19 protein-coding genes are annotated in these 17981 nt (G+C 69.0%); 6 read left to right on the forward strand and 13 right to left on the reverse strand.

Annotation, left to right across the window (positions count from 1 at the left end; genetic code table 11):
* The first annotated feature begins 43 nt into the window (after positions 1 to 43).
* Entirely contained in the window at positions 44 to 2371 is a 2328-nt protein-coding gene (locus ACFUEJ_RS16875; protein WP_388030719.1) for a DEAD/DEAH box helicase, read from the forward strand.
* Positions 2364 to 2915, forward strand: a complete 552-nt coding sequence (locus ACFUEJ_RS16880) for a hypothetical protein (protein ID WP_311277805.1) — start codon at positions 2364 to 2366, stop codon at positions 2913 to 2915. Before ACFUEJ_RS16875 ends, ACFUEJ_RS16880 begins: the two co-directional genes overlap by 8 nt.
* 18 nt (positions 2916 to 2933) lie before the next feature.
* Here the strand turns inward: ACFUEJ_RS16880 and ACFUEJ_RS16885 are convergent, their stop codons facing one another.
* From ACFUEJ_RS16885 to ACFUEJ_RS16925, 9 genes are all read right to left on the reverse strand, one after another.
* On the reverse strand, positions 2934 to 3305 hold the full coding sequence (locus ACFUEJ_RS16885; protein ID WP_338856606.1) for an Rv3654c family TadE-like protein: 372 nt from the start codon (positions 3303 to 3305) through the stop codon (positions 2934 to 2936).
* A complete protein-coding gene (locus ACFUEJ_RS16890) occupies positions 3302 to 3697 on the reverse strand; it encodes a TadE family type IV pilus minor pilin (RefSeq protein WP_338856605.1) in 396 nt (131 codons plus the stop codon). The genes ACFUEJ_RS16885 and ACFUEJ_RS16890 overlap by 4 nt, the downstream gene beginning before the upstream one ends.
* The gene (locus ACFUEJ_RS16895) at positions 3697 to 3957 is read right to left on the reverse strand and encodes a DUF4244 domain-containing protein (RefSeq protein ID WP_269553006.1); all 261 of its coding nucleotides are present in this window, start codon (positions 3955 to 3957) and stop codon (positions 3697 to 3699) included. Before ACFUEJ_RS16895 ends, ACFUEJ_RS16890 begins: the two co-directional genes overlap by 1 nt.
* A gap of 128 nt (positions 3958 to 4085) precedes the next feature.
* On the reverse strand, positions 4086 to 4460 hold the full coding sequence (locus ACFUEJ_RS16900) for a VOC family protein (protein ID WP_065630549.1): 375 nt from the start codon (positions 4458 to 4460) through the stop codon (positions 4086 to 4088).
* A 35-nt stretch (positions 4461 to 4495) separates the two neighbouring features.
* Positions 4496 to 5119 carry a type II secretion system F family protein gene (locus ACFUEJ_RS16905; RefSeq protein WP_388030724.1) on the reverse strand — a complete coding sequence of 208 codons (624 nt, stop codon included), beginning with the start codon at positions 5117 to 5119 and terminating at the stop codon, positions 4496 to 4498.
* Positions 5116 to 5967 carry a type II secretion system F family protein gene (locus tag ACFUEJ_RS16910; RefSeq protein ID WP_171011525.1) on the reverse strand — a complete coding sequence of 284 codons (852 nt, stop codon included), beginning with the start codon at positions 5965 to 5967 and terminating at the stop codon, positions 5116 to 5118. The genes ACFUEJ_RS16905 and ACFUEJ_RS16910 overlap by 4 nt, the downstream gene beginning before the upstream one ends.
* A complete protein-coding gene (locus tag ACFUEJ_RS16915; RefSeq protein WP_078111775.1) occupies positions 5964 to 7172 on the reverse strand; it encodes a TadA family conjugal transfer-associated ATPase in 1209 nt (402 codons plus the stop codon). The genes ACFUEJ_RS16910 and ACFUEJ_RS16915 overlap by 4 nt, the downstream gene beginning before the upstream one ends.
* Complete coding sequence (gene ssd, locus ACFUEJ_RS16920) at positions 7169 to 8230, reverse strand: septum site-determining protein Ssd (RefSeq protein WP_247451104.1); 1062 nt, start codon at positions 8228 to 8230, stop codon at positions 7169 to 7171. The genes ACFUEJ_RS16915 and ssd overlap by 4 nt, the downstream gene beginning before the upstream one ends.
* Before the next feature lie 956 nt (positions 8231 to 9186).
* The gene (locus ACFUEJ_RS16925) at positions 9187 to 9942 is read right to left on the reverse strand and encodes an oxidoreductase (RefSeq protein ID WP_388030729.1); all 756 of its coding nucleotides are present in this window, start codon (positions 9940 to 9942) and stop codon (positions 9187 to 9189) included.
* 394 nt (positions 9943 to 10336) lie between these two features.
* Here ACFUEJ_RS16925 and acs point away from each other — a divergent pair, with 394 nt between their 5' ends.
* The 3 genes from acs to ACFUEJ_RS16940 all read left to right on the forward strand — a co-directional run bounded on the left by acs (position 10337) and on the right by ACFUEJ_RS16940 (position 14047).
* The gene (gene acs, locus ACFUEJ_RS16930; RefSeq protein ID WP_388030732.1) at positions 10337 to 12277 is read left to right on the forward strand and encodes an acetate--CoA ligase; all 1941 of its coding nucleotides are present in this window, start codon (positions 10337 to 10339) and stop codon (positions 12275 to 12277) included.
* A gap of 192 nt (positions 12278 to 12469) precedes the next feature.
* Positions 12470 to 12979 carry a phage holin family protein gene (locus tag ACFUEJ_RS16935; RefSeq protein ID WP_065630684.1) on the forward strand — a complete coding sequence of 170 codons (510 nt, stop codon included), beginning with the start codon at positions 12470 to 12472 and terminating at the stop codon, positions 12977 to 12979.
* Positions 12980 to 12982: 3 nt separating this feature from the next.
* On the forward strand, positions 12983 to 14047 hold the full coding sequence (locus tag ACFUEJ_RS16940; RefSeq protein WP_065630683.1) for an alpha/beta fold hydrolase: 1065 nt from the start codon (positions 12983 to 12985) through the stop codon (positions 14045 to 14047).
* Here the strand turns inward: ACFUEJ_RS16940 and ACFUEJ_RS16945 are convergent.
* The 4 genes from ACFUEJ_RS16945 to nth form a co-directional block, all read right to left on the reverse strand.
* Positions 13962 to 15155: a MarP family serine protease gene (locus ACFUEJ_RS16945; RefSeq protein ID WP_065630682.1), complete on the reverse strand. Its 1194-nt coding sequence runs from the start codon at positions 15153 to 15155 to the stop codon at positions 13962 to 13964. The genes ACFUEJ_RS16940 and ACFUEJ_RS16945 overlap by 86 nt on opposite strands.
* A complete protein-coding gene (locus ACFUEJ_RS16950) occupies positions 15152 to 15988 on the reverse strand; it encodes a CoA pyrophosphatase (protein WP_065630681.1) in 837 nt (278 codons plus the stop codon). The genes ACFUEJ_RS16945 and ACFUEJ_RS16950 overlap by 4 nt, the downstream gene beginning before the upstream one ends.
* A complete protein-coding gene (locus ACFUEJ_RS16955) occupies positions 15985 to 16605 on the reverse strand; it encodes a TlpA disulfide reductase family protein (RefSeq protein ID WP_240199209.1) in 621 nt (206 codons plus the stop codon). Before ACFUEJ_RS16955 ends, ACFUEJ_RS16950 begins: the two co-directional genes overlap by 4 nt.
* A gap of 80 nt (positions 16606 to 16685) precedes the next feature.
* Positions 16686 to 17375, reverse strand: a complete 690-nt coding sequence (nth, locus tag ACFUEJ_RS16960; RefSeq protein WP_223258841.1) for an endonuclease III — start codon at positions 17373 to 17375, stop codon at positions 16686 to 16688.
* A gap of 333 nt (positions 17376 to 17708) precedes the next feature.
* Here nth and ACFUEJ_RS16965 point away from each other — a divergent pair, with 333 nt between their 5' ends.
* Entirely contained in the window at positions 17709 to 17972 is a 264-nt protein-coding gene (locus ACFUEJ_RS16965; RefSeq protein ID WP_058251089.1) for a hypothetical protein, read from the forward strand.
* Positions 17973 to 17981: the final 9 nt, after the last annotated feature.

Genomic DNA, 17981 nt, shown 5'->3' on the forward strand with positions numbered 1-17981 from the left:
GACCCGTCGCTGCAACACTATTTCGAAGAGTTCTCACCAGAAGATGCAGTACTCCACATTCGGGACAGGCCTGTTGGCCCGCACCCTCGCGGGGTCCGACGCCGACCCCTCCCCGCTCACCCACCTCTCGGTAATCCCATCGCGCTCACCATCTTTCGACGCCTGGCCGGAGTGGGTGCCGCAGCCCCTGATCGACGCCTACGCCGACAACGGCATCAAGAAGGTGTGGACTCACCAGGCGCGCGCGGCCGACGCCGCATTCCGCGGCAATCATGTGGCTATTTGCACCGGGACCGCATCGGGCAAATCGATGTCGTATCAAATGCCCATTCTCACTTCTTTTCTGAACGAAAAGAATGCGACCGCGTTATACCTCGCGCCGACAAAAGCTCTCGGGGCCGACCAGATCCGGGCAGTGTCCTCGATCATCGCCGGGCGACCGGAGTTCGGGCACCTCCAGCCGTGCGCATACGACGGCGACACCGACCCCGAGATCCGGCAGTGGGCGCGCGCCCATTCGCGCTGGATCTTCACCAACCCCGACATGCTGCACATCGGCATCCTGTCCCATCACCACCGATGGCGTCAGTTCTTCCGGCATCTGCGGTTCATCGTCGTCGACGAATGTCACCACTACCGAGGCGTGTTCGGGTCTCACACCGCCCTGGTGATGCGGCGTCTGCTGCGGATCGCGCGGGCCGCCGGTGCCGATCCGGTCGTCATCGGCGCGAGTGCGACGGTCGCCGAACCGGCCGAGGCGCTGGGCCGGTTGATCGGTGAACCGGCCGTCGCGGTGACCGAGGACGCATCTCCCCGCGGGGAGCGGACCGTCGCCCTCTGGGAGCCCGATTTCCTGCCGGTGGTCACCGGCGAGAACGGTGCACCCGTCCGACGCTCGGCCGGCGCTGAATCCGCCCGACTGCTGGCCGATTTCGTGGTGGAAGGTGCTCGTACACTGTGTTTCGCCCGGAGCCGGCGGGGCGTCGAACTGACCGCACTCAGCGCACGACACCTGTTGTCACAGAGCGCCCCCGAGCTCGAGTCCCGGATCGGCGCGTACCGGGCGGGATACCTGGCCGACGATCGGCGACGTCTGGAGAAGGCCATCTCCGACGGCGAACTGCTGGGCGTGGCCACCACCAATGCGCTCGAACTCGGCGTGGACATCAGCGGACTCGACGCCGTGATAGTCAGCGGGTACCCCGGAACGGTCGCCTCGTTCTGGCAGCAGGCCGGGCGCGCGGGACGCCAGCGCGAGTCCGGCGACTCAGTCGTCGTGCTCGTCGCCCGCGACGACCCGCTCGACACCTACCTCGTGCATCATCCGGAGTCACTCCTCGGCAAACCCGTCGAGGCCACGGTCACCGACCCCGCCAACCCGTACATCCTCGGTCCGCACCTGCTGTGCGCCGCCATGGAGAAACCGCTGTCGGACAGCGAGATCGACGCCTGGAACGCCCGCGACGTGGCGCAGGACCTGGCCGCCGACGGCCTGCTGCGCAAACGTAAGTCCGGCTGGTACGTCACGGCCGGAACCGAACCCCACGCCGACGTCGACATCCGCGGCGGCATCGGCGGGCAGGTCCTGATCGTCGACACCACGACGTCGCAGCTGCTCGGTACCGTCGACACCGGCCGGGCCATGTCGACGGTGCACCCCGGCGCCGTCCACATTCACCAGGGCGAGACCTATCTCGTCGACGAGCTCGATCTCGACGACGGTCTCGCGCTGGCGCATCCGGAGGACCCGGACTGGACGACGTCGGCGCGGGAGACGACGGACATCAGCATCACCGCGACGCTCGCGAGCCGGCGATTCGGCCCGCTGACGGTCGCATTCGTGGAGGTCGACGTCACCCATCAGGTCGTCGGTTACCTGCGCACGTTGCGCACCGGAGAGGTGCTCGACGCCGTCGAGCTCGACATGCCCGAGCAGACGCTGAGCACCCGCGCCGTGATGTACACCCTCACACCGGAGGCACTCGCCCACGCCGGTGTCGACGAGACCCGGCTGCCCGGTTCGTTGCACGCCGCGGAACACGCGGCCATCGGCCTCCTCCCTCTGGTGGCGACCTGCGACAGGTGGGACATCGGTGGAGTCTCGACCGACCTCCACCCGGACACCGGCCTGCCGACGGTCTTCGTCTACGACGGGTACATGGGCGGTGCCGGTTTTGCCGAACGGGGGCATTCGGCGTTTCTGACCTGGATCGACGCCACCCGAGACGCCGTGGCCAGCTGCGGTTGTGAGAGCGGTTGCCCATCCTGCGTCCAGAGTCCCAAATGCGGCAACGGTAACGATCCGCTCGACAAGAATGGCGCAGTAGCCGTCCTGGATCTTCTCCGTCGGGAATACTTGGCCCATGCATGACGAGGCATCCGACCGGGGGACCCACACGTATCGTCAGGTCATCCGACCCTCTCGTGCCTTCTTCCTGCTCGCCCGCCCGACGCAGAACACCGACCAGTTGCCGTCGTCCATCGGCGAGCGCGACGTGTTCTTCTCCGAAGACGAGGCGCTCGACGCCCTGGACCTCCACTACGCCTGGTGCGCGGCCCGTTCCGGAGGTTTCACCGATGTCGTGACCACGGCACAGTGGTATCTGCAGACGGCGATGGTCGGTCCGCGGGTCACCGCCTCCCTCGGTGAGGTCTATCTGGCGTCCACCGATGCCCAGTCCGGCGAAACCTGGGCAGCAGCAGGCGGTTTCCTCACCGAGGGGGAACTCATCCACTGGTCGTCGTTCGTCCGGGCCGCCCGATCGTGGATTCCGCTCAACACCGGGACCGATGCACTCGAACTCGCCTATCGCGGCGACACCGACGTGCACTTCCACCAACTGTGGTTCGCGCCCATGCAGTCCATCCGGGTGTATCCGAAGCGGATCTCCGTCGAATCCGACGGTCTCGGGTAGAGCCGTCCTTCGGCAGGGTCAGTCCACCGGTCCCGCGCGCGCCTGGACGGTGGCGTCGCTCGTCCCGAAGCTCCCGAGTGCCACCGGCACCCGAACCGTCACCACCACATCGTCTCCGGCGGTACGGCACTCCACGAGCTCGGCCCCCGAGTCCTGTCGGCGGCTCAGATCTCGTGCCGCCGCGCACGGATTCGGCTCACCCGCGGCATGATCGATCGCCGCGGCCAGAGCGGACAGGTCGGCCGCCGACTGGGCGCGGTGGCGGGCGAGCACCGCTGCCCCGACATAGATCACCATGACGAGAACCGCAGCCAGCGCCGCGATCACGAATGCGCCCAACATCGTTGCGTGACCGTCGTCGTCGGCGATCAGCCCACGACGGCGCGTCATGGCCCCACCCCCGGCGCGAACACCACCTGATCCGCACCTGTCGGCTCCTTGGCCGCGACCGCCCGGGCCGACACCGTGAGACCCGGCAGCATCGCCACACCCGATCGGACCTCGACCACGACGACCCGATCGTCCGCATCCGAGATCGACACCCGCGCATCGTGTCCGACCAGCCGTTGCGCGACCTCGCGCCCCGAAGCATCACCCGCAGCGGACAGGCGAGCCACCTCGCGCGCCGCATCGGTACAGCGGATCTGGGTGGTCACCGCGGCGACCGCACCCACGGCGATGAGCACCATGACGACGATCGCGGCGATCGCGTACGCGGCCTCGACCGTCACCATGCCCGATTCGTCGGCGAGCAGGCGTCGCAACCACTTTCGACGTCTCATCAACCGACCGAGGTGTTGAGCGCCTTTCCGATGATGCCCGTCAGGGCACTCACGATGTTGTCACCGGTGACGACCGTGTAGAGGATCGCCCCGAACGCCGCCGCAGCGATGGTGCCGATCGCATACTCCGCCGTGGACATGCCTTCCTCGTCGGCGATCAGGCGCGTCATGTGCGCGCCGAGACGTCCGATCACATCGCTTCGATCGTGCGGCGCCGCGGCCTGGGTGGCGTCGTGGGTCCGGAACATGGTGCGTGACATGGTCTCTCCTGAGAGTCGATGGAACCGAGTGAACGGTGTTGCACGTACTTGGACGCAGCGCGTCGCCGTTCGGATCCCTCGGATTTGCCGACCCCTGCCGTTCCGGCGCAAACCCCGACGATTCCCGGCTAAGAGGTCGACCACACCCCGAGTTCGTTGCCGCTCGGATCCGTGAAGTGGAACCTACGACCACCGGGAAAAGCGTAGGGGCCGTTCACGATCTCGCCACCCGCCGCGCGCACCCGCTCCACTGAGGCGTCGAGATCGTCGGAGTAGAGCAGCACCAGCGGACCACCGCGTACGGCCGCGACCTCGCTCGTCGCGAGACCCCCGACCTCGGGCAGGTCCGGGCCGCCCGGATTCGCGATCCCCGCGTATGCGGGACCGTAATCGTTGAACTGCCAGCCGAACGCAGCCGCGTAGAACGCCTGCGCCGCGGCCGAGTCGGTGACGGTGAGTTCGATGTAGTCGATCGCATGGTGTCGGTGCCCGGAGTCGGTCATGGAGAACATCCTGCGTCGTCGCACCGACAGATACGTCAGATCGAACCCAGAACCGACGAGGCGAGCCCGACGACGACCGGGACGATCCCGAGACAGATGAACGCGGGCAGGAAGCACAGGCCGAGCGGGCCGCTGATCGCGACACCGGCCCGTTCGGCGGCGGCGAGTGCGTCGTCGTGCGCCCGGCGTCGAACATCATCGGCGAGTTCGGCGAGACCGCCCGCCAGCGACGAGCCGGCCCGCGCCGACCGGCGCGCCATCGCGGCGAGTGCATCGAGATGGTCGTCCGACGTCTCGCCGTCCGGTCCGTCGAACAGGGCCGACCATGCCGCGTCCGGATCGGCGCCCAGCTGCAGCAGGTCGGCGACATGAGCGAGGGGCGCCGCCATCGACGCCGGCGCGCGTTCGGCGACCACCGAGGCCGCGGTCCCCACCGGCAGACCGGCGCGTAGGCACACCGCGAACAGATCGAAGGCCGCCGCGACCGCGAACGGGTCGTCGGCGGTGGGACCGGCACCGAGCCACCGCGGCGTGCGATCGGCCGGCGGTGGCGGATCGGTCACCCGATAGAGCAGCCAGCGCGGCGCAGGCCAGATCCACAGCGCGGCCGCGAGCAGCACCGCCGAACACGCCGTGCCGGTGAGGCCGCCGGCGATCATCGTGCCAGCACCTTGCCGGTGATGCGCTCGGACCAGCCGATCCCCGCGGCGACCAGAGCGCACCCGACCACCAGCAGGATCCCACCCAGGCCACCGCCGAGGAGGACCTGGATCGGACCCGCACCGGTCGCCTGACCCAGGGCGATCCCGAGCAATGGCAGACCGGCGAGGACCGCCGCCGTCGCCCGCGGTCCGGACAGTCCGGCTCGCGTCCGATCCGCGAAGCCACGCCGCGCCTGAAGATCCGAACGCACTGCACCGAGCAGGTCGACCATCGGCAGGCCGCGGTCCTCGGCGATCTGCCAGGCCACGCCGATACGACGCCAGGACGCCTCGCCCGAGACCCTGCCCGCCAGGCCGGCCCCGGACACCGGGTCGATCACCGACCCGCCCAGGGCGGCCCGGAACGCCATCGACTCCAACCCGTTCGCGATCTCCGCTCCGGTGGCCGGGTCATGGGGCTCGCGACGACGGAGTTCGGCGACCGCGACCTCGCAGGCCCGGACCGGTGGCGCGCCCACCGACAGTTCGGCGATCATCAGCGACAGCCCCAGGAGCAAGTCATCCGACTGGCGGACGAGGCGCTTCTCGGCCGACCGCCGCCGACGTACCCACAGCACGACGGTCACAACGATCGCGGCAGCGACGGCGGCCGCCAGTCCGCCGATCAGGAGCGCCCCGAACGGGACCGTCATCGGGATCAGCACGGCCGGTGCCGATCTCCGGGCGGGGCGGGGTTGTCCGGACACCGTATGGAGTCGGTGTCTCGCTCGCGGCGCGGCCGACAGCTGCAGCGCGACGCCCACGGCTCCCACGACCAGCGCGACGGCGACCGGCGTGGACATCATCGTCGGTCCCCCGACACCGGCCCACGCCCGGCGACCAACCGGTCGAAGTGATCGCGCTCCGCCGTGAATCCGCTGTTCCGCAACCAGATCGGCACGATGGTCACGCGTCCGGCGTCGTCGCGCCGGACGACCCCGACCTCGGCGAGTCCGCGGGTCCCGCCCGCGTTGCGCGCCACGCCGAGCACCACCTGCAGTGCGGCACCCAGCTGACTGTGGAGAGCGTCGCGGGCCATGCCTCCGAGGGCGGCGAGGGCCTCCATCCGCGCCGGCACCTCCGACGTCGAGTTCGCGTGGACCGTGCCGGCACTCCCGTCGTGCCCGGTGTTCAGCGCGGTGAGGAGGTCGATGACCTCACCGCCGCGAACCTCTCCGACGATGATCCGGTCGGGTCTCATCCGAAGTGCCTGACGGACCAGGGTCCGCACCGGCACCTCGCCCACGCCTTCGACATTCGACGCGCGCGCGACCAACCTCACCACCTGCGGATGGCGCGGGGCCAGTTCGAGCGCATCTTCGACGCAGACGACCCGCTCACGCGGATCCATCGCTCCGATCAATGCGTTGAGCAGGGTCGTCTTGCCGGTCCCGGTACCGCCGATCACCAAAAATGCCAGGCGGTTCCGAAGGATGTCCCCGATGATCGGCACCACCTCGGACGGGATCGCGCCGCTCTCGACGAGGCTCGGCAGATCCTTGGATGCCGAACGCAGGACCCGCAAGGAGATACATGTACCGTCCGCGGCAAGCGGCGGGATGATCGCGTGCAGCCGCACGGTGTATCCGCGCCGACCGACGTTCGACAGCTGCCCGTCGACCCAGGGCTGGGCGTCGTCGAGCCGCCGCCCGGCGCCCAGGGCCAGCCGACCCGCGAGGCGGCGTACCGACGCCTCGTCCGGGAAGCGGATCGTCGTCTGCTCGAGTCCGGATCCGCGGTCGACCCAGACTTCGTCGGGACCGGCGACCAGGATGTCGGCGATGTCGGGTTCGGCGAGGAGTTGCTCGAGCTTGCCCGCTCCGGTCAGCTCGGTCTGCAGGAAGCGGAGGGCGGCGAGCAGGTCGGTGTCACCCAGCACTCCCCCGGCCTCGGCGCGGATCGCGTCGGCGATGACGGCCGGACTCGGGTCGGCCGCGTCGGCGGCCAGTCGCGAGCGAACCCGGTCCAACAGCGCCTCGTCGGCCGGTCCGTCGATTCGCGCCTGGGTCACGACGCACGCTGGCGGCGCTCGGCGACCCTGGCGTGCACGGTGTGCGCCGCGCGTCCGAGCGGACTGCGAGGCCGCAACCGCAACGGACCACCCTCCAGCCGCCCCGCGAGACGGGGCTCCGGCCGATAGGCGGCGAGCAGTGGGAGTCCGATGGCATCGGCGACCTGTTGCGGACGCAACCCGCCGGGCGACGGGCCGCGCACCACCAGCTCGACGGCCACCTCGTCACCGACGACACGGTCGACGATGCGTCGAGCCGCGGCGCATCCGCCGACGGTGGGCGTGGTCACCACCACCACGACATCGGAGGACGCGATCGCGGCGCGCACCACCGGCGCGTCGGACCGGGGCAGGTCGAGCACGACGAGATCACCATGGGTGTGCCCCGCGTCGATCACCGCGGTGACCGCCTCGACACTCAACCCGGCGCTCGGCCGGCGTTGTGAGGTCAACACCGCCAGGCCCTCGCCCGCGCTCGGCAGCGCCTGGTGGAGCGCCGTACCGCCGACGACGCCGCCATCGAGCGAGAGATCCTGCCACCGCAGCCCGCGGCGGCGCTCGATGCCCAGCAGGAGATCGGCTCCGGCGCCCATGTCGTCGAGGTCGAGCAGCAGCGTGGGCGACTCGGCACCTGCCGACGTCAGCGCAACCGCCGCGGCCAGGGTCGACGCCCCGGCACCACCGTGAGCACCGATGAGCGCCACGACACCCGCGGGTCGGCGTCTGGGCACCCGGCACTCCGTCAGCACCCGGACGAGGCGTCCTTCGTCGGCCGGGAGCGTCGATGCGTCTTCGATACCCAGTTCCATCGCCATCCGCCAGACGTGTGCTCCCGGTTCGGCCGCACTCACCAGTACGAGACCGGGTCGCCGAGGTGGGCGCACCCGGTCGAGAACAGCGATCGCGGACGGGTCGGCCGCGACGGCCCGGGCGGTCAGCCATTCGCGACGGCAATCGTCCGCCGGCGCGTTGAGGACGTGGTATCCGGCTGCGGCGGCGCAGCGAGCGACGTCGTCGTGGAGGTCGGGATCTACGAGAACCAGGAGTTCATCGGGCATGCAGCCGATCATGCGGCAGGTGCGGCATTCCGACGCTTGGGATCGCGGGCGGTTGGGGACGGCGACGAAGGCTGTGGACAGACTCTCGCGACCGGCGGGGTCTCGGGATACAAAAGACCCCAGACAGAGGACAACCCCGGCCAGGGGGGGAGGAGGCCGGGGTCGTCACGTTTCAGCCCCGGGGGGTCGGGCTGAAACGCACCGGTATGAGAACCGGGTACCGATGACTATACACACGGTTTTGGTTTATTTGCAAGCACAACAATCCCATTCACTAATGTCCGTTCTACTGCCGAGTAACCAGGTGGTCGAATGCGACGCCCGTTCCGGGCGCATATTCGGGAATCGCGATTCAGCCTCGCGAATCGCGCAACGTCTTTGCAACGTTCCCGCTCGAGGCCGCCGAACCCCCTAACCGGACACCCACCGCCCCCGAACCGCCGGCGGATTCCGTCGAAGATGCTGCGTCACAGAGTGTTTCGTCGCCATCCGCAAGTTGCTCAATATTCCGGCGCCGAACGCTTGATGTGATCGGCGTCACGGTGTAGAACAGTGGTTACGGAATCTCGGAAGGCCAAGTTCGATCCGGAAGAGAAGGAACGGACCCCCACGCCGAGCACTTCCCAGCACGGGCGGCAAGCACCCACGCGGAGCACGCCGCATATGGCAAAAGTGTTGTGCGCCTGCGACATCACAGTCAGGACGACCGACCGCCACCACTCGATGCGCCACCGCCTTCCTCTCGTGAGGCGCCAGGCCCGAGAGGAATGGCCCACAGCTGGCAGCACGTGGACGGTCAGTAATCCCGACTCGCGATCAATCGCCGAGGCGGTGACCACAACCCACCAAGCACGCTTGGTAACTTGAGTCCGTGCTACGCGGGCGGCAACCGCGTCGTTTACGACGCCGGCGGCCGCCCGCAGTGCTGTCCGGGCCGCGTTCGAGACCGCGCGAGACTAACCCGACCGGGCCGCGTCCGCGATCGACTTCGCCTCGGCCGCACCGGATTCCAGGGCCTCGCAGCAGAAGATGATCCAGTCCCGCAGGCCCGACTCGGTACCAGCCCCGAAGTTCGTCGCCAACGTGCGATACTCGCCGACCCGCTTGAACCAGGTCACCTCCGGCACGCCGAGGCAGTGCGGGTCCAGCCCGGTCACGGCGCCGACGAGCCGAGACGCGGCACGAGCGACGACACCGTTGGCAGCGGGGAAGGCGTCCACTGCCAGCAGCTCGCCGTGCACCACCGCCACGAGCACCGGCGCCGGGACCGAGGTGGCGCCGGTTGTCAACTGCCCCAACAAGTTGAGACGTTCGGCGACATCCGTCCCACTCCGGGGCCGCCCGAGATCTTCCGGGTCGTCGACGAGGTCCGCGGCGGCGAGGGTGTGCAACCTCGCCAGCGCCTGCGCGGGAGCCCGGCGGATCACCGAGGTGAGTGTGACCAGCGAATCGCCGTCGAGGGCCTGCGACACCCGCATCGCGCCGGCCAAAATCGGGTCGTCGAAGTCGCCATCGCGTCGGAGCTCGACACTTCCGCCGTCGATCGCGGCCGAGGACCGGCCCGCCCGCCACGACGCCTCGGTGGCGGTCTTGTCCCATCCTCGCAGGTTGGCGGGGTGCCGGTGCACTGCGGAGAGGGCATCCCGTGCTCGATCGGCGGCGGCGGCGACGCCGGGCAGCTCCAGCAGGGGCAACAGTGGGTCGGTGGTCACGAACCGACGATAGTTGCGGCCGCGGACCGCTCACCAGGTCGCCCTCGGTTCGGTCGATCAGGGCTACGGATTCGGACACCCACGGTGTCAGCCGAATGGGCGCCGATGATCCATTGTTAGTCACCGTTTCAGATAATGCGCACCTGTAATTGTTCACGGTGTTCGTCAGTTGACTGACTGAAACGCATCGCTCCCGACGTCGGCGCGGTCCAGAGGGCATCCCGACCGCTCGTCGCCGCTTACCCGCCGTTCGTCGCCAATCGGCCGCGCTCACATACCGGACGGTTCCAGCCTGGACCGCGACGTGACTACGCTCACACTGATTGCCCGTTCTGACGCCAGGTCACCCTACTGTTGAGTGACCGCCGTCGACAGCGAAAGGCCCTTGTCACCGATGTCCTCCACCGTCCAGGCATTTCCTCCCTCCGACGAGTTCGCCGCCCAGGCCAACGGCACCGCCGAGATGTATGACCATGCCGATGCCGACCGCCTCGAGTTCTGGGCCGAGCAGGCCCGGCGGCTGGACTGGGCCACCGAGTTCACCACCACCCTCGACTGGTCCGACGCCCCGTTCGCCAAGTGGTTCGTCGGAGGCAAGCTCAACGTCGCGGTCAACTGCGTGGATCGGCACGTCGCCGCAGGCAAGGGCGACCGCGTCGCCATCCACTGGGTCGGTGAACCCGGCGACACCCGCGACCTCACCTACAGCCAGCTGCTCGCCGAGGTCAGCAAGGCCGCCAACTACTTCTCGTCCATCGGGCTGGTCGCCGGGGATCGCGTCGCCATCTACATGCCGATGGTCCCCGAGGCCCTGATCTCGATGCTCGCCTGCGCCCGCCTCGGCCTCACCCACTCCGTGGTCTTCGCCGGCTTCTCCTCCGGAGCGCTGCGCTCCCGCGTCGACGACGCCGAGGCCAAGCTCGTCATCACCACCGACGGACAGTACCGCCGTGGCCAGCCGGCGCCGTTGAAGACCCAGGTCGACGAGGCGCTCGGCACCGGCGACGACGCCGCGGAATCCGTCGAGAAGGTCCTCGTCGTGCGTCGTACCAACCACGACCCCGACCTGAACTGGGTCGAAGGCCGCGACGTGTGGTGGGAAGACACCGTCGACGAACAGTCGGACACCCACGACGCCGAGGCCTTCGATGCCGAACACCCACTCTTCCTGCTCTACACCTCGGGCACCACCGGCAAGCCCAAGGGCATCGTCCACTCCTCCGGCGGCTACCTCACCCAGGTCAGCTACACGTTCCACTACGTCTTCGACCACAAAGAAGGCCGCGATGTCTTCTGGTGTGGCGCCGACATCGGCTGGGTGACCGGCCACTCCTACCTCGTCTACGGTCCGCTCTCCAACGGCGCGACCGAGGTCGTCTACGAGGGAACCCCCAACTCCCCCAACGAACACCGCCACTTCGAGATCATCCAGAAATACGGCGTCACCATCTACTACATCGCGCCGACCCTGATCCGCACCTTCATGAAGTGGGGACGGGAGATCCCCGACGCCCACGACCTGTCCAGCATCCGGCTGCTCGGCAGCGTCGGCGAACCGATCAACCCCGAGGCCTGGAAGTGGTACCGCGAGGTCATCGGCGGCAACTCCGCACCCATCGTCGACACCTGGTGGCAGACCGAGACCGGCGCCATCATGATCTCGCCGCTTCCCGGCGTGACCGCGACCAAGTCGGGATCGGCGATGAAGCCCCTGCCCGGCATCAGCGCCAACATCGTCGACGACCAGGGCAACCCGGTCGGCGCCGGTGAGCAGGGCTACCTCGTGCTCGACCAGCCGTGGCCGTCGATGCTGCGAGGGATCTGGGGCGACGACGAGCGCTTCCGCGACACGTACTGGTCACGGTTCGCCGAGCAGGGCTGGTACTTCGCCGGCGACGGCGCCCGCTACGACGAGGACCACGCACTCTGGGTCCTCGGACGCGTCGACGACGTCATGAACGTCTCCGGCCACCGCATCTCCACCGCCGAGGTCGAGTCCGCGCTCGTCGGGCACTCCGGTGTCGCCGAAGCCGCGGTCATCGGCGCCGCCGACGAGACCACCGGCCAGGGCATCGTCGCCTTCGTCATCCTGCGCGAGGGCGTGGAGAACACCGGGGACCAGCTGATCGCCGAACTGCGCCAGCAGGTGTCGGTGGAGATCTCGCCGATCGCCAAACCCCGCGAGATCAACGTCGTGCCCGAACTGCCCAAGACACGCTCGGGCAAGATCATGCGCCGTCTGCTCAAGGACGTCGCCGAAGGCCGCGAACTCGGCGACACCTCCACCCTCGTCGACCCCTCGGTCTTCGAAGCGATCCGCGCGAAGAAGGCCTGAGGCCGTTCGAGTTCTCCACGGCCTGCCGACCTGAGGTCGGCAGGCCCTGCCCGTCTTCGCGCCACTCCATTCGACGGGTGGCTCGCCACCCCATTCGACGGGTGGCTCGCCACCCCATTCGATGGGTGGCTCGCCACCCGGACCGCCCGCGCATGGCAACATATGGCCATCAGCCGAACAACGGAGGATTCTGTGAGCCCCAACGAGCACGGCCTGCCCGACGCGGGCCGGGACTCCGTCCCGTCGATCCCGCTCTCCGACGCCAACGCCGGCCGCAACGGCGAGCCGACGATCGGAAGCCTGGTCAAGGACGCGACCGCCAGTGTCTCCACCCTGTTCCGATCCGAGGTCGCGCTCGCCAAGGCCGAGCTGGTCACCGAGGCCAAGAAGGCCGGCGCGGGCACCGGGCTGCTCATCGTCGCCGGTGTGATGGCGCTCTACGCGAGCTTCTTCTTCTTTTTCTTCCTCGCCGAACTGCTCGACGAGTGGGTCTGGCGCTGGTTGGCGTTCCTCATCGTGTTCCTCATCCTGGTGGCGGTCACCCTGATCGCCGCGTTCGTCGGATACCTGTTCTTCAAACGCGTGCGCGGACCCGCGAAGACGATCGAGACGGTCAACGAACTGCCGACCGTCCTGCCCCACCGCGGCGCGGCGCACGACACCACCACGCACCCGAGAATCCCGCCCGCCCGCGAAGGGTGATCCGTGAGCGAGGAGCCCGACCCCTCGACCGTTCGTCTCCCGGGTGATTGGGAGCATCTCGACGTCCGCGCCAACGGAGTCCGTTTCCACGCCGTCCAGCCCGCCGGCGTTCCCGCCGATGACCGCCCGCTGGTACTGCTGCTGCACGGTTTCGGCGAGTTCTGGTGGAGCTGGCGACATCAGCTGACCGCGCTCACCGACGCCGGCTTTCGCGCCGTCGCAGTCGACCTCCGCGGCTACGGCGACACCGACAAACCACCGCGCGGCTACGACGGCTGGACCCTGGCCGGCGACACCAACGGCCTCGTCCGCGCGTTCGGACACACCCGGGCCACCCTGATCGGACACTCCGACGGCGGCCTGGTCTGCTGGGCGACCGCCGCGCTGCACCCACGCGTCGTCGACCGGATCGTCGTCATCGCGTCCCCGCACCCCCGCGCCCTGCGTCGACGCGTGTTGCGCGACAAGGCACAACGCGCACAGTTCTTACCTCTGTTCCTGCGCAACCAGATCCCCCGCCTCGGTGAACGGCAGGTCACCCGCGACGACGCGGCCTTCGTGTCCGACTACTTCGCGGAACGGTCGTCTGCCCCCTGGCGCGGTGAACCCGACTACGCGCACACCGTCGAACTCAACCGGTCGGCCATGCTGATCCCCAACGTCGCGCACTGCAGCCTGGAGTACCGGCGCTGGGCGTTCCGTTCGCAGTTCCGGCCCGACGGCGCCCGCTTCATGGAACTGATGGACCAGCGGCTGCATCTCCCCGTGCTGGCCCTCCGAGGCCGCGACGACCCGTACATCCTCGACGACGCGATTGCCGACAGTCACCGATGGGCCGCGCACCAGACGTATCGGCAGGTCGAGGGCAGCGGCCACTTCGTCCATCAAGAACAACCGGCCACGGTGACCGAGCACATCCTCGAGTTCCTACGCCACGAACCCGCACCCACCGCCGACGTCCCCCGCCGATCGGCCCGCAAGGTCAGGCGAGGACGCAGCGTTGCGTACTCACCCGCTCGCTTCGTCGCTCGGATTCGTCGAAGTCGGAGCGCACCTGGCGGGCGGTGAGCACGAAACCGGTCTCGTCGGCGGCATTCTCGGCCGCGCCGAAGACCACACCGAGCACCTCGCCGTCCGAGTTCAGCAGCGGCCCACCCGAATTGCCCTGCCGAATCAGACCACGGACGGCGTAGACCTCACGGGTCACCTGCCCGGTCCGGTAGATGTCGTCACCGGTGTGGGCGAAGACCGCACGCACCCGCAGCGGACTCACATAGAACGGTCCGGCCTCGGGGAAACCGAGTGCGATGGCGTCGTCCCCGGTCGACGCGGGGCGTGAGGCGAACCGCAGGGCCGGCGCCCGGAGGCCCGGGACGTCGAGCACCGCGATGTCGTTCTCGCTGTCGAAGAGCACGACGCGCGCCGGGAGCTGCGCCCCCGTCGAGGTCTGGACCTCCAGCCGTTCGGTGCCCGCGACCACGTGCGCGTTCGTCATGACGCGCTCCGGAGAGACGACGAACCCGCTCCCCTCGAGAGCCTGTCGGCAGCTCGGTGCCACGCCCTCGATCTTCACCACGCTGGGACGCGCCTGCGTCACCACCGGCAGTTCGGCCAGCGCCTGATCGGGAGGGTCGACGTTCGTCGACGGGGTGCTGACGAACGGGAGCTTCGGGAGTCCCGAACTGTCCAGGAGCGCCTTGAAGTCGTCCGGGATGTCGTCGACCCACTGCGGCGACACCGCGTCGACCCCGGTGAGCACCTTCGAGTCCCGAACCGCCCCGGCGATCGCCGGGTCGGCGGACTCGCGCAGCGGGATCGCCAGCAGGCCCGCGGCCAGCAACACCGCGACCACCTGTAGGAGCGAGCCGACTCCGCTGTCGACGGCGCGCAGCCCGGGCGACCGGATGCCACCGCGAGCCGCACGTCCCAGAACCATGCCGGCCACCTCGCCGACGACCACGAGCACGACCAGCACCAGAATCCCGGCGAGCACCCGCACCTGCAGATCGTCGAACTGCTCGATCAGGCGGGGCGCGAGCAGCAGACCGGCTACGGCGCCGAGTGCGACTCCGATGAACGCCAGGGCCGAGGCGACCGCACCCGACCGGTACCCGCTGGCCGCCGCGAGCAGGGCGATGCCGATCACGATGATGTCGACCCACGTCGAGCCGGTCATCGGGTACCTCCGGGCTCGGCGTTACCGGCGTCGACCACGTCGCGGTCGTCCGGGTGCAGCTCCGCGAACCCGGATTCCTGCCGGCTCCCGGCGAGCTCGATCATCTTCTCCAACGAACGAACGTCGGCGGAGTCCCACGGACGGTCCCAGCCGGACACCTCGCTGATGGCGGCGATGAGCCCACCCGTGAATCCCCAGACGAGCAACTGGTCGACGAAGAACGCGGGCCCCTTGTAGACGATGCCGACCGCCTTGCGGCGGACCTGGAACCGGTTGTCCGGGTTCAGCAACTCGCGCAGTTTGATCCGGTCCACGCGCGCGGTCTCGCCTTGGTCGACGACGCGCACCTCGCTCGGGCGGTGCCAGTAACCGATCACCGGGACGACGTCGAAGCCCGAGACCCCGACGGGAAAGCTCGGCAGGGTCGCGAGGATCGTCACCCCGGATGCGTCGAGGCCGGTTTCCTCGGCCGCCTCGCGCAGCGCGGTGCCCACCGGGAAGTCGTCGCCGGGATCGGCCGCGCCCCCGGGGAACGCGACCTGCCCGCTGTGCTGGCGAAGTGTGGGAGCGCGCTCGGTCAGCAGGACCTCGGCGTCGGCCGGCACCCCGCCGGGATGATCGTCGGCCGACTCCCACGAACCCGAGAACAGGATCAGAACGGCCGCCGACCGGGAGTTGGTCGGCAACATCGACGCCCAGCGCGATCGATCCCCGCCGCGGTTGTCGACGCTTTTCCTGACGGCGCTGACATCGTCGGTCAACGCCCGCAGCCACGGCGGGATCTCGTCCCTCGGGACCAGCGGTCCCGCATCGGCGCGCGAACGCCCGCTCATATCCGCACGCCCAGATGCTCGGCCACCGAATCGGCGATCTCCTCCGGACTGTCGAAGACACCGGGGTAGACCTCGGCAACCGTGCCGTCGGGTCGAAGAAAGACGGTCGAGGGGAACACCCTGGGCGCGTTGATGGCCGCGGCCACCTTTCCGTCGAGGTCGAGCACGGACGGCAAGCGGACTCCGATCTCGGTGAGCAGCGTCAGCGGGAAGAACGGGTTGCTACCGCCTTCCTTGGCGTGCAGGGCCAGCACGGTGACCCGGTCGCCGGCCCGCGCGGCGAACTCCTCGAAGTAGGGCAGCTCGGTCTTGCACGGACCGCACCACTGCGCCCAGACGTTGATGACGAGCGGCCGGCCGGCCGTCGAGGCACCGAGGTCGTAGGGCGCTCCGGTACTCAAGCAGGGTTCGACGACGCCGTCGAGGACGGAGTCCGGCGACTCCGGCAGTCCGGTGACCGGGCAGTCCGGCAGGTCGGCGGTGCTGCGCGCCTCCGCCAGACGCGCCTCGTCCACCGGCGCATCGATCGGGCGGACTCCACTCGACGAGGGCGGTGCGCTCGACATCGGCGACGGATCGTCCCCGCGCGGCCAGATCGCCACGATGAGCGCGATCATCACGACCACGAAGACCACGGTCCATCGCGCGGCGGGCGGGAAACGAGAACCCCGGGGCGACGCCGGGCCGCTTGGTTCGCTCACGGGGCCGCGATCCCGGCCAGCGCGAGGAGATGCTCGGTCTCCGGCCCCTTCACCAGGGCCGCGGCCTCGGTCTTGTCCATCGGTCCGGTGCCCACCGACGGACAGTCCTTGGCGAGGACGCACACCCCACACGCCGGCTTGCGCGCATGACACACCCGTCGGCCGTGGAAGATCACCCGGTGCGACAGGTCCGTCCACTCCCGCCGCTCGATCAGCTCGCCGACGGCGTGCTCGACCTTCACCGGATCGGTCTCCTCGGTCCACTGCCAGCGCCGGACCAGGCGGCCGAAGTGGGTGTCGACGGTGATGCCGGGCACACCGAACGCGTTGCCCAGCACCACGTTCGCGGTCTTGCGCCCGAACCCGGGCAGCGACACCAGATCCTTCAGATTGTCCGGGACCTCCCCGTCGAACCGCTCGACGAGCGCCTGCCCGAGTCCGATGATCGAGTTCGCCTTGTTCCGGTAGAAGCCGGTGGGACGGATCATCTCCTCGAGCTCGGTGCGGTCCGCCCCGGCATAGTCCGCGGCCGTCCGATACCTGGCGAACAGCGCGGGGGTGGTCATGTTCACGCGCACATCGGTGCACTGCGCCGACAGGATCGTCGCCACCGAGAGCTCGAGCGGGTCGGTGAAGTCGAGTTCGCAGTACACGTGCGGGAAGGCGACCTGGAGGGTCCGATTCATCCGCCGAGCGCGCCGGACCAATCCGAGATGGGTCTCCTGCTTGCGTGCCGGGGTCGGTCCCGCGGCCGCAGACTTGCGTGCGCTCACCTGATTCAGGTTAGCGATGCGCACGGCGAAGCCCGATTCCGCTGGCCCCCGACACGGGGCGAAGCACTCTCACACACCCCCTGAATGGAACATCACCGCAGGTCAGAACCGCGTGTTCGCCCTGGGAGAAGGGCTGGTCACGGCCACATCGGCGTGCTCACGCGCAACCTACGGTCAGGTAACAAGTCAATGACGGCGGCCCTCTCGATGCGGTTCCGGGCGGGTCGATTGTGTTTACTTGTCCCCATGCACGGTCTCGCGGCGCTGCTGTTCCCGGCTGTACTCATGTTGTTCGCCATGGGCATGGACAAGGTCCAGTCCCGGATCGACCGCTCGGCGGTCTCACGCGATGAGGTGGAGGACTTCCTCGACTCGGCCGACGCCCAGAACGTCCAGACCCTCGCCCGCGAGGGCATGCCGGCCGCGCTCGACGAACTCCGCGACCGACGGGTCACCCGTCACGAATCAGCGGTGTCCGGCCACACCGAATCGCCGCAGCGGGCCAGCTGACCGGCCGTC

The organism is Gordonia sp. NPDC057258, assembly GCF_042668985.1.
In the GTDB taxonomy this organism is placed as follows: Bacteria; Actinomycetota; Actinomycetes; order Mycobacteriales; family Mycobacteriaceae; genus Gordonia; species Gordonia hongkongensis.